The organism is Xylanibacter ruminicola Ga6B6 (assembly GCF_000687715.1).
Taxonomy (GTDB): Bacteria; Bacteroidota; Bacteroidia; order Bacteroidales; family Bacteroidaceae; genus Prevotella; species Prevotella ruminicola_B.
The window spans coordinates 1-12144 of sequence record NZ_JHXD01000027.1; the positions used below are offsets into that span (position 1 = coordinate 1).

Sequence of the window (12144 nt, forward strand, 5' to 3'; positions counted from 1 at the left end):
GTACTGAGGATGTTTGCTGTGGTCAAGCAGAAACATGAATACAGACAGTTTACTACGAAATAACGCTTTTACATACTGTCGCCAGTGAACTATGACAGGCGCGTGCCGACCTGTCCTGATAGTCTGGAGGCGAGTATCTGCGGTTGCTCCAGGTAGAAATCTAGTTTTGGAACTAATAAAGGGGATAGGTGAACCGCGACCCAAAAGTAACGAAAACGAAGTCTTCCGTTACTGCATGATTAATGTGTTTTGTAAGCAAAGAAGAAAAAAGAATGCCCATTAAACTTAATTAACAGGCATTCTCTTTGTTTTATCTTAGAAATCCATGCAGCTGGTAGCTCCCAGTGCCGTAACAATCGCTGTTGCGATGCTCGCAATCATCTGGATGATGAACTTCAGGGTTTCCTTCTTGCTCATAACTCACCTCCTTTCGTTAGTTCATGTCTGAGCCGCCACTACCTGGGTTGCTGGGCTGATTGCCGCCTCCTGTGTTACCACCCTGGTTACCGCCTCCTGTGTTACCACCCTGGTTACCGCCCTGACTGCTACTACCACCACTGTTACTTGGTTTATCCTCCTCCTCGGTCAGCTGTCCTGCAAATGTCTCAGCATTCACAAACTCAGCCTTCTTGATAAACTCTCTGCTCGAGATGTTTGTCTCAGCCTCCTGGTCGGGCAGAAATCTAATGTGCAGAGCTTTCAGGTTCTTGGCTGGCGAGAAATCCTCCTTTTTCAGGGCTCCACCTTTCTCGTTCTCCAGGGTGGTGAAGAAGATGCCCAGACCGTCGATCTTTACTCGTTTCGAGTTCAGTAGCATTTCCAGCAGACAGCTTCTGAATTTCTCCAGTACTCCGAATACCACGTCTGGGGTGTAGATGCTTCCGTGTTCCGAGATGTGGTTGGCCATCTTTCGGGTGTTCAGTGTTTCGATGGTTTTTCCTCGGGCAAACCACTTGCCGTAAATTTTCGAGTTCTTCACGTTGTTCTGCTTCAGCAGATAAAAAATCTTTGCCATAATGTTGTGTGTTTTAATTTTAAAATGGTTAATAACTAAGTGTTGTTTGTGTCTCTCAAAAGTTGTGCGCGCTTCGTTTTTGATTAACGTTGCAAGAGAAGTGTATCTTTCTTAATGCACTGCAAAGGTACAAAAAATATCTCAAACTACCAAATATTTTAGCCACTTTTTTAATCAAAAAGCAAAATTATTTTGGTTATCCATTTCGTACGCCACGAACCATAATTTTATCGCCTCAAAAATTATGGATTTCGCTCAAATAAGTATAACCTCGTCTCCTATGCTCACCTCCACACCGCACGCCGCACGCCGCAACTTTTTCGTACTTCACACTCGCAATATCTTGTCTTTAGAATATTATATATTATTATATATATTATAATATATATAATAATATATAATATTTATAATAGTAATTAATCTACCTCCACCATCGCACCCATCCACACCGCAAAACCAAAAAGTTGCGGCGTGCGGTGTTAAGATGAATAGTAAACAATATCCGTACGAAGTCTACGTTTTTAGGAATAGAGTCAACCACCTCAGAGAACGGAGTCAAGTTTCCTAGATTTTCCACTTTGTCAGTACAAGACAATCTGTACCACTTTAACTTACACTTCGAAGCGGATGTAGGTGCGGTCGTCGAAGGAGTTGTTACCGGAAACGAAGGCTTTGGTGGCTTTGAACTGGCCAATGTTTAGGGGATCGGTTTCGCGCTGGTGGGCCAGGAGCGATTCCGATTCTTTTAGTGTTGGGGCCAGCTGGGGATAGCCGTCGCTGGCAAACACAATCTCCCATTTCTGGAAGTCGAGCGGTATCACTTTTACCTTTTGCTCGGGGATGGGGAAACCATCGATAACGGCGTAGGTAATGTTCTGATTTTTCATTACGTCAAGCATGGTGGGAATCATTACTTCACGGGCTGGGTCGTGGGGCTGCAGTAGGTCGGCTTGTGGCACACCTGCTGCCAACAGCTCCTTGACTTTGGCTACACGCATCTCGGCCAGAGGCTGCTCGTAGGGCTTAGGGTTGTCGAAGTAATTGCCGCCAATGAGGCACTGGCAGTCGCCCACCATCCATACCTCGCGGCGCAGGCGACTGTAGATAATGGCCGAGGCGCAGAGGCGCTCTTCGGGATGGTGCTGCATACGCTCAACGGGGAAACGCAGCCAGTAGTGGCGGCGCAACGCACGGGTAACACCTACGCAGAACTGATGGCTGCTGGTGTTGGCGGGCATTTTTCGGATATAGCGACTGATGAGTAGCATGGCATAGCGGCCATTGCTCATGAGGGGGCAATGGCGACGCTTGGTTTTGGATGTGCTGCCGTCGATAACGGCAATAAAATCAGAAGTTACGACGATTCCGTCCTCGCTTTTCTTGCTGGGGCTTTTCGCTATGATGCTTTGCTCGAGAATTTTCATTTTTAAAATTGGGGTTATAAGATTTTGGCTTGCCACCGCCAGATGGCTTGCTGCTACCTGCGGGCTTCTGGCTGCCGTAAGCAGGGCGATAACTGCCTTGTGGGGGCATGCCTGAGTAGAGCTTGGCTATGAGATCGGGACGGCCGATGCGGCGCAACGACTGCTCGATGCCACGGCGCTCTTCGGGTTTGTACCAGAAGAAGAACTGGCGCTGGGCCAATTTTTCCTTAGGTGTCTTGGCGCTGAACACGGGCTGGAGTGTGTAGGGATCGTAGCCTGTGTACCAGGTTTCGGTGGCGTTGGTAAGAGGCGTGGGGGTAAAGTCCTGTACCTGCTCAAGATGGAAATCGAGGTTCTTGGTAATCACTGCCAGTTCGGCCATATCCTCTTCCTGACAGCCTGGGTGGCTGGAGATGAAGTAGGGGATGATCTGTTGGCGAAGACCCTCCTCGCGATTAATCTTATCGAAGATGCGTTTGAACTCGTAGAACTGTTGGAACGAGGGCTTGCGCATGAGATATAGTACACGATCGCTGGTGTGCTCGGGGGCTACCTTGAGACGGCCCGAAACATGACGGGTAATCAGTTCGCGGGTGTACTCCATAGCGGCCTTGTTACTGGCCTCGTCCTTGCTACGATGTAATAATAAATCATAACGCACACCACTGCCGATATAGCTGTGTTTGATGCCTGGAAGGGCATCTACTGAGCGGTAGATATCGAGCAGTTTTGAGTGGTCGGTATTGAGGTTAGGGCATATCTGCGGATGGATACACGATGGGCGACGGCACTTTTCGCAGGCGTTCTTGTTGCGTCCGCTCATGCCGTACATGTTGGCCGACGGGCCACCCAGGTCGCTGAGATTACCCTTAAAGTCGGGCATCTCGATGACTTGTTTCACCTCGCGCAGGATACTCTCTTTTGAACGGCAGGTAATGAATTTACCCTGATGGGCCGAAATAGTACAGAATGCACAGCCGCCAAAACAGCCGCGATGGATGTTTACCGAGAACTTAATCATCTCGTAAGCGGGAATGCGCTTGCCCTTATATTTGGGATGCGGCTGGCGTGTGTAAGGCAAATCGAACGAGGCGTCGAGCTCCTCGGTAGTCATGGGCGGATAAGGTGGATTGATAACCACGTAACGTCCGTCGACACCCTGCAGCAGGCGCTGGGCGTGCATCATGTTCGACTGCTCTTCGACGTTCTTGAAGTTCTCGGCCTGGGCCTTCTTGTTTTTCAGGCATTCCTCGTGTGAGTGCAGCACGATGTCGCGATCGGTAATGCCACCAATGATATCTTCCTTACGTGAGAGATAAACGGTTTGCGGCAGGTCGCGAATATCGCGAATGCTCTCACCGGCAGCCAGTCGGCGTGCCAGTTCGATAGTTACCTTTTCGCCCATGCCGTAGGTAATCATATCGGCAGGCGAGTAGCACAGCAGGCACTTCTTGAGGCTGTCGCTCCAGTAGTCGTAATGACTCACGCGGCGCAGCGAGGCCTCGATACCACCCAGTACTACGGGTACATCGGGATAAAGCTCCTTAAGGATTTTGGCATATACGATGGTGGGGTACTCGGGGCGCATGTCGTGGCGACCATCGGGGCTGTAGGCATCCTCTGAGCGCAGGCGGCGTGCGGCGGTGTACTTGTTTACCATCGAGTCCATACAACCTGGGGCGATACCGAAGAACAGGCGTGGGCGACCTAACTTCTTAAAGTCGCGATAGTCGCCATGCCAGTCGGGCTGTGGCACAATGGCCACGCGGAACCCCGCGGCCTCGAGTGTGCGGCCAATCACGGCGGCACCAAACGATGGGTGATCAACATAAGCATCGGCCGAGAATAGGATTACATCAACGTAATCCCATCCCCGGAGTTCGAGCTCCTTTTTTGTTGTGGGTAAAAAATCAGTTAATCTGTACTCTTTCAAATCTTATTTTCCAATTTTGGGCCATCAATTAAACGGTGTGCCCTGCAAAACGCGTGTGGTCATGCCCAGGCCATCGTTGTCTTGATGCTTCCAGTTAATGTATAATAGCACAAGCTGCTGCAGGCCGAATGCCTTCATGTTTGGATGATAGATAACATCGAGACAGAGGTCTAGCAGGGTTTTGTCCTTACCGGCATCGCCCTCGAGCAGTGCGCGAATGTTCAGTTTCAATTTGTCAAGTACCTGTTCGTCGACGTAGCCATTAGAGTCGATCAGATCGCGGAAGAGCTGATACTTCTCGATGGTCTGCAGGTGTTCGTCACTTACTTCGATACTACGGGTTCCAGATGAATTAGATTGAATTTTCATACTTTTAGATAATTTTTATGGGTTATTTGATTGTAATAGGAATTGCAAAATGCCACGCATAATGCTGTTACGCTTGGGTTCGTCCTTGATGCACTCGAAGGGGAATCCCATGGCGAACGACTTGTAATCGGTGCCGTTATAGGCTACCGAAGCGCTGTAATCGTCGGCATACTTCATGGCCGAGAATGCGGGATAAACCGGCTCGATGATTTCGGGGTGCTGATCGGCATAGTGCTGCTCGTTCAGCTGGCGATGGAAGGTGAACTGCAGACCGAGACCGTTGATGGTATCGCGCTGCAGCGAGTCGGCATTCTGGCCCTGATAGGTTAGCTTGAGTATGTCGGCCAGATATTTGCGATCTACGGGATCCTGCATGTCGCTGCCCAGGTAGGCGCCGCTAACCAGCAGCGAACCACCGCGCTTGGCAAACAAGCGGATATGCTCGCGCAGGATGGGCGACATGAGCTGGTAGGGAACGAGCGAGTAGCCGTCGTTGCGTTGCAGACCGAGAATCACGTCCATCATCTCATAATTCTGAGGGTGTACCTCGTTATTGTCGAGTGCAGTCACCGAGCAGCTGGCCACGCGGTATTTGCGGGCTGTGGCGATGGCTGTAGCGTGGGTGCGGATATAGTCAAAATCGTTGCCAGCAATGAACTGGCCCTGCAGCGAGTCGTTGGTGTAGCCTAGACCATCGCGGCGCTCGCTACCCATCTTGCTCTTGTCCCAACCGGTCTGATAGCCTAGCCAACCAGCTGTGCGACCATAGGTAACGCCAGCATCGGTCTCAAGGTCGAAACCTTGTGAAACGGTGTTGTCAACTACCTGTGGGGCTGCCAAACGGGTAAAGCCGTTGACGATGAGTACCGACTTCTGAGCCTCGGGCACATCGAATACCGAAACCACCTCACTGGGGAAACTCTCGCCGCCATCGTTAACGGCTGTGACGCGGAATGAGTACAGCTTTTCGGGATCGACGGGGATGGTAACAGATGTTTCGGTGCCACCTTTGATATAGGTACCGTTATCGAAGCCGCTGCGACCTGTGGCTGTGTAAACTACAAAGCCTGTGGGCTTGGCGGTGGGTTCGTATTCGTCGTAAACGGTGTGCCAGCTGATTCTGGCCTCGCCGCGACCTGTAAGCTCGGCCGACAGGCGATCGGGTGCCAAGGGCTGTACCACGTATTTCTTGTGGTGCATGGCGCTGATGTAGCGTAACAGGGTTTTGTAGATGCTGCGTGCCAGGTCGAAACGGAAGTTAGGATCCTGACCCATGCGCATGTCGGCAAAGTTCTGATGCGACATGGTTTCGAGAATGGCGCTGGGCACCATGGGGCAACGGGTTTCGCTGTAGTTGCGATCGTAGAGTTCGCGTGTGGGCCAGTTGCCGTATTTCTTTTTGATGTCGGCAGGGATAGAGTAGAGCAGTTCGTCGGCCAAGTCGCGTGATGCCAAGCGGGTAAGGCCCGAATTCAGAATGCTGTCGTTAAGATAGGTGGTGCACACGCTCAGGGTGCCTGTGTGGCTCTTGCCATCGCGGGTGTAGCCGGCATCGCTGTGAATGGCCAGCGAGAGTTCGATGGGCACATTCAAGCCTGTGGTATCGGGTACAAACACAGAGCCGCCAGCCAGGTGATTGGTCATATAGCTGCGCACGTTGATGTCGTCGCCATAATCGTCCTCGCCATCCTTGGTGCTGTACACCTCGTAAGGCATGCCTGCCCACTGGGCGTAGTAGCGTGCGGCTTCGAGGCAGCGGGGCAGTCCGCTCACGCCGCGACCACGATCGATGTTACCCATACCGCCGCCAAAGCGTACGGCATCGGCTGTTACCACACCGTGGTGGTGGCGACTCAGGTTGCTCAATGTTACGCAGTTGCGTGTGCTCTGACCTTGGTCGAAATAGAACGTCCCCAGGTAAACCCACGTTTTCTCGCCCATCGTCTGGTTGACGCGGAACTCGGTAGGTATGCCTTGGTGCCACACGGTGTAGTGGGCATCGTCGATGCTCTTATCGGTGGTGTGATAGCTCACGTAAACGGCGTAGTTGCCACTCTCGGTGATGGCGGGCTTCCAGATGATTTCGCTCTGGCGCTTGGCGTTGTCGGTAGTGGGCGACTGGCGACTGGTACCTGCATTAAACGGGTTCTCAAAGTCTTCATAACTACCTGAATGCCAGGCAAAACCTGTTGTATTGTTCTTGCTCCACTGAAAGTGCCCGTTGGTCTCGGTGTAGCCTGATTCGGGGGTGTCGTTATCCACTATAAATTCGTTGCGCTGCCAGTCGCGTTCGCGTGGTGAGAACACGATGGCGCCTGCATTCTGCAGCATGGGGATGAGGTAGGGGATAACGATGGTTTGTGTAAAAAGGTCCTCGCGTGTGCCGAACAATGCGGGGCGCTGCCACTTCCACGTACTGTCTTTGACGTTGAAGTAGCGGCCATGGCTGGCCCAGAGCGAGATATGTCGGTTCTGTAAACCTTCGGTGATGGTGTAGGGGAGTGAGGCGTTGCGGACCCATGGACGACCGTGATAATCGATGTCGCCCCAGGTACGTGCTTTGTCTTTATGCTGGCGCAAGCGGTTGGGCACCAGCTGGCGCAAATCCCAGCCACCGGTTGTGATGGTGAGATTGTAATCCTGAACCGAATCGGGCAGCAATTCCTGAACCTCCTGATAGATGGTTTCGGCCAGGTCGTCGGTAAACAGCTGTTCGCCAAGATTATTGTTGGCGCTGATATCGACTGTGCGCAACGAGTCGTTAACCACCAGAGTCTTCAGGTGGAAAGTAGAGCGGATGCGTTGCTCATCGCTCTTGAAGTTCACAAAGTATCGGTCTATTTTATCCTTTAGCGATTTATAGGGGTCGGGCGGTGTTTTAACCTTAGCTTTCCGAGCCGCATTGGCGGGCATGGCAGTCAGCAAGGCAAACACAGCCGCGAGTATGATACTTGTACGTTTCATTGTTTGGTAATATCTCCTATCTCTCCTATCGAGAAATTCTCGGGCTTCTTGCCCTTGAAATCCTTAAAATATAATTTTATTTCCCGCATGTCGGCCTCAAGGTCGCCTGTGGGGATGATGGTTTTTGTACATTGAATCAGTTTGCGTTCATAATCCACCCCATATAATAAAATAGGTATGCCCGCCTTAAGTGCGATGAAGTAGAAACCTTTTTTCCACTCATCCACGCGACTGCGGGTGCCCTCGGGGGTAATACAAAGTTTGAACTGAGAAACCGACTTGGCTGTATCGGCCATCGCATCGGTCATGCTCATTTTTTTCTGTCGGAACACAGGTATACCGCCCATACTACGGAAAATAGGGCCAAACGGCCAGAAGAACCATTCCTTCTTCATCAGGAAGTTAATCTTCATGCCCTCGGCTCTACTGTAAAGCTGCCCAAGCAAAAAGTCCCAGTTACTGGTGTGGGGCGCTAAACAGATAATGAACTTTTCGGGGTGGTTTTCGGTTACTACCTTCTGCCACCCCATGCGTTTGTACAGAATCCATCTGCAAAGTGATTTTAGCATTGCAGTAAGGAATTACGCGTTAAGCTGATCAACAATCTCCTGTGCTTCAGCGGTAAATTTATCGCGCAGGTCCTTATAATATGCCTGTACATCCATTCCTGGCTCTGGGTGTGAAATACGACTGATGTAGTTAGCACGGAGCATGATTACAGAACGAATCAGAGCGTCATCGTTTTCCATGTTTCTATCATTACCATACAATGAGAGCGCTACAGCCTCGGCAAAAATCTCGTCACAGATTGCATTGATGCTTTTCTTAAGAGTTCTTTTGTTCATCATAATTATTTCGTTTAAATCCCCTCCTTTTGGGGTGTTTTGTTATATTCATAAAGCAAAGTTAGAAAAAAAAACTGAGATAACAAGTGTTTTACACCAAAAAAATATTAAAATGCCAAAAATACATCGATTTCTTTCGTATTTCTTACAAAAATTCACTAATTTTGCGGCTCAGAAAACAATTACTCATTAATTTATAAGGAATAATAATATGGAAAAAAGTGCATTGCAGATGGCGAGAGCCGCTTATCAGCCTAAGTTGCCTAAGGCACTTCAGGGTGCAGTAAAAGTTAAGGAGGGTGCCGCTACACAGAGTGTAGGCGACCAGGAGGAGATCAAGAAGCTCTTCCCTAACACTTATGGTATGCCTATCGTAGAGTTTGAGCCCGCTACCGAGGCTAACAACACCAAGATGAACGTAGGTATCATCCTCTCAGGCGGTCAGGCTCCTGGCGGTCACAATGTGATTACTGGTCTCTTCGATCAGATCAAGAAGCTGAACCCCGAGAACCGTCTCTTCGGTTTCATCCTGGGCCCTGGTGGTCTGGTAGATCACAACTACATGGAGCTCACTGCAGATATTATCGACGAGTATCGTAACACTGGTGGTTTCGATATGATCGGTTCTGGTCGTACTAAGCTTGAGAAGGTTGACCAGTTTGAGAAGGGCCTCGAGATTATCCGCGAGTTGAACATCAAGGCTATCGTTATTATCGGTGGTGACGACTCTAACACCAACGCTTGTGTACTGGCTGAGTACTATGCTGCTAAGAACTACGGCGTACAGGTAATCGGTTGTCCTAAGACTATCGACGGTGACCTGAAGAACGATCAGATTGAGACTTCATTCGGTTTCGATACAGCTTGTAAGACATACTCTGAGCTGATTGGTAACATTGAGCGCGACTGTAACTCAGCACGTAAGTACTGGCACTTCATTAAGGTAATGGGTCGCTCAGCATCTCACATCGCTCTGGAGTGCGCCCTGCAGACTCAGCCAAATATCTGTCTCGTTTCTGAGGAGATCGAGCAGAAGGGTATGAGCCTCGACGATATCGTAACATACATCGCTAACGCTGTTTGCCAGCGTGCTGCTGATGGTAACAACTTCGGTACTGTTATCATCCCTGAGGGTGTTATCGAGTTCATTCCTGCTATCAAGAAGCTGATTGCTCAGCTGAACGACGTTCTGGCTATGCCAGAGGCTAAGGAGCTGGATCGTCACGAGTCGATCGACTTCGTTAAGGCTCACCTGACTGATGAGAATCTTGCTGTATTCAACAGCCTGCCTACAGGTGTTGCTCGTCAGCTGGCTCTCGACCGCGACCCACACGGAAACGTACAGGTATCTCTGATCGAGACCGAGAAGCTGCTCTCTACAATGGTAGCTCAGAAGCTCGAGAAGATGAAGAAGGAAGGCAAGTACACTGGTAAGTTCTCAGCTCAGCACCACTTCTTCGGTTACGAGGGACGTTGCGCTGCTCCTTCTAACTTCGATGCTGACTACTGCTATGCTCTTGGTACATCAGCTGCCCAGCTGATTGCTAACGGCAAGACCGGTTACATGGCTATCGTTAAGAACACAACAGCTCCTGCTGAGCAGTGGATTGCTGGTGGTGTGCCCATCACAATGATGATGAACATGGAGAAGCGTGCTGGTGAGATGAAGCCAGTTATTCGTAAGGCTCTCGTTGAGCTCGACGGCGCTCCTTTCAAGACCTTCGCTGCACAGCGTGATCGTTGGGCTCGCGAAACCGCTTATGTATATCCTGGTCCAATCCAGTACTGGGGTCCAACAGAGGTTTGCGATCAGCCAACCCGTACACTTGCTCTTGAGCAGGGTAAGTAATTAATTTATTAGGCGCGAATTACGCGAATTATCACGAATTATTATATTTATTCGCGTAAATTCGTGTAATTCGTGCCTTTTCTTTTTCGTTGATGCCAAAGCGCCGAGTTGTTCGTAGAAAAGGGGTAGGTACTACCCGCACTTACCATGGTCCACGTGGCCATCGTAAGCCCGGATTCTTTGTCCGTATTCTACAACATATGCCCGGGTGGGCATATTGGGTAGGCGGTGGTGCTGTGGTGGCGGTATACGTTTACTTTTTCTATTATTTCTTTGTGAGTCCGTTCGGATTCCGTTGGCGTGCCCTTTATGGCGACGTGAGCTATCCCGAGGGCTACGAGATTCATGGTATTGATATCAGTCATCATCAGGGACGTATCAACTGGGATGAGCTGAAGGATAACGGCACCATTAATCATTGTCCCATCCGTTTTGTGATGATTAAGGCTACCGAAGGCGCGACACGTACCGACGAGAATTTCCGTGATAATTTCTATCAGGCTCGTGAAAATGGTTTTACCCGTGGTGCCTACCATTTCTACAGCGTTCACACACCTGCCGAACAGCAGGCTTACCATTTTATCAGCACCGTGAAACTGGAGAACGGCGACCTGCCACCAGTGCTGGACGTGGAGCATAAGCCCAAGGAGCAGACCGATGCGCAGTTTAAGAAATCGGTGCTGCAGTGGCTGAATATCGTTGAGAAGCACTATCAGGTAAAGCCCATCATCTATACCTATTTTAAATTTAAGACGCGCTATCTTAACGATCCCGTGTTTGATGAGTATCCTTACTGGATAGCGCATTACTATGTGGATTCGCTGGAATACCAGGGACCTTGGAAATTCTGGCAGCATACCGATGTGGGGCGATTGCCAGGTATTAAAGGTAATGTTGACTTTAATATCTACAATGGCTCGTATTACGACCTGCGCCAAATGACTCTTGGCTCGCAAGAGACGATTGGCGAAAAAGCATACCGCGAATAAGTTTTTTTGTTATCCCCTGCGGCGGAATTCGGAGCAGGTGATAGCGGTGGCAATGGCTACATTCAGGCTATCGGCAGTTGGTCCTTTATGGAAATCGGGAATCAGTAGTTTGTGGGTAACACGTGCACGTACGGCATCGCTGATACCATTACCCTCGTTGCCCATCACAATTAGTCCTTGTTGTGACAACTGCTGCGTGTAGATGTTCTCGCCATCCAGAAAGGTACCGTAAACGGAAAAATCCTTGGGCAGCGAATCAAGTAGTTGCATGGTGTCTATATATATAAGGTGTACGCGGGCAATCGAACCCATGGTGGCTTGAACCACTTTGGGGTTCCACGCATCTACCGTACCCTCGCTACAGAAAATGGTGTCGATACCAAACCAGTCGGCAATACGGATGATGGTGCCCAGGTTGCCGGGGTCCTGAACGTTGTCGAGCAGGATTGATAGCTTCTGGGTGTTAGGTGTTTGGTGTTGGTGAGTAGGGATGGGGAAGAGTGCGAGCACCTGCTGGGGGTGCTGCTGCAGAGAGAGTTTGGTAAGCTCATCGTTGGTAACTTCGATGGCATCGGCAACAGGGTTGACAGCTATCCATTCGGCAGTAGCAAACAGCTGCTTGGGGGAATAGCCGGCTTTCAGTAAGTCGCCCACAACCTTATGACCTTCGGCAATAAAAAGGCCCTCTTGTTTGCGAAACTTCTTCAACTCAAGTTGGTGTACGAATTTAATCTGATTCTTGCTTATCATACTCTG

11 protein-coding genes are annotated in these 12144 nt (G+C 50.0%); 2 read left to right on the forward strand and 9 right to left on the reverse strand.

Going from position 1 to position 12144, the window contains the following annotated elements; translation table 11 throughout:
• Positions 1–315 precede the first annotated feature (315 nt).
• The 8 genes from T500_RS17030 to T500_RS0112965 all read right to left on the reverse strand — a co-directional run bounded on the left by T500_RS17030 (position 316) and on the right by T500_RS0112965 (position 8553).
• Positions 316–417 carry a smalltalk protein gene (locus T500_RS17030; protein WP_155267549.1) on the reverse strand — a complete coding sequence of 34 codons (102 nt, stop codon included), beginning with the start codon at positions 415–417 and terminating at the stop codon, positions 316–318.
• 16 nt (positions 418–433) lie between these two features.
• Positions 434–1015, reverse strand: coding sequence for a hypothetical protein (locus T500_RS16540; RefSeq protein ID WP_051612068.1), 582 nt, complete (start codon positions 1013–1015; stop codon positions 434–436).
• 611 nt (positions 1016–1626) lie between these two features.
• Complete coding sequence (locus T500_RS0112940; RefSeq protein WP_028908466.1) at positions 1627–2439, reverse strand: hypothetical protein; 813 nt, start codon at positions 2437–2439, stop codon at positions 1627–1629.
• Complete coding sequence (locus tag T500_RS0112945) at positions 2363–4372, reverse strand: YgiQ family radical SAM protein (RefSeq protein ID WP_028908467.1); 2010 nt, start codon at positions 4370–4372, stop codon at positions 2363–2365. Before T500_RS0112945 ends, T500_RS0112940 begins: the two co-directional genes overlap by 77 nt.
• Before the next feature lie 24 nt (positions 4373–4396).
• Complete coding sequence (locus T500_RS0112950; RefSeq protein WP_013064219.1) at positions 4397–4741, reverse strand: hypothetical protein; 345 nt, start codon at positions 4739–4741, stop codon at positions 4397–4399.
• A 15-nt stretch (positions 4742–4756) separates the two neighbouring features.
• Positions 4757–7705: a xanthan lyase gene (locus tag T500_RS0112955; RefSeq protein WP_028908468.1), complete on the reverse strand. Its 2949-nt coding sequence runs from the start codon at positions 7703–7705 to the stop codon at positions 4757–4759.
• Positions 7702–8274 carry a 1-acyl-sn-glycerol-3-phosphate acyltransferase gene (locus T500_RS0112960; protein WP_028908469.1) on the reverse strand — a complete coding sequence of 191 codons (573 nt, stop codon included), beginning with the start codon at positions 8272–8274 and terminating at the stop codon, positions 7702–7704. Before T500_RS0112960 ends, T500_RS0112955 begins: the two co-directional genes overlap by 4 nt.
• A gap of 12 nt (positions 8275–8286) precedes the next feature.
• Positions 8287–8553, reverse strand: a complete 267-nt coding sequence (locus T500_RS0112965; protein ID WP_028908470.1) for a hypothetical protein — start codon at positions 8551–8553, stop codon at positions 8287–8289.
• 208 nt (positions 8554–8761) lie between these two features.
• Here T500_RS0112965 and T500_RS0112970 point away from each other — a divergent pair, with 208 nt between their 5' ends.
• Both T500_RS0112970 and T500_RS0112975 read left to right on the forward strand, forming a co-directional pair.
• Entirely contained in the window at positions 8762–10399 is a 1638-nt protein-coding gene (locus tag T500_RS0112970) for a diphosphate--fructose-6-phosphate 1-phosphotransferase (RefSeq protein ID WP_028908471.1), read from the forward strand.
• A gap of 92 nt (positions 10400–10491) precedes the next feature.
• Positions 10492–11388, forward strand: coding sequence for a glycoside hydrolase family 25 protein (locus T500_RS0112975; RefSeq protein WP_036909122.1), 897 nt, complete (start codon positions 10492–10494; stop codon positions 11386–11388).
• A gap of 9 nt (positions 11389–11397) precedes the next feature.
• On the opposite strand, the gene T500_RS0112980 is transcribed toward T500_RS0112975, so the two are convergent.
• On the reverse strand, positions 11398–12138 hold the full coding sequence (locus tag T500_RS0112980; RefSeq protein ID WP_028908473.1) for an RNA methyltransferase: 741 nt from the start codon (positions 12136–12138) through the stop codon (positions 11398–11400).
• Between the last annotated feature and the right edge of the window lie 6 nt (positions 12139–12144).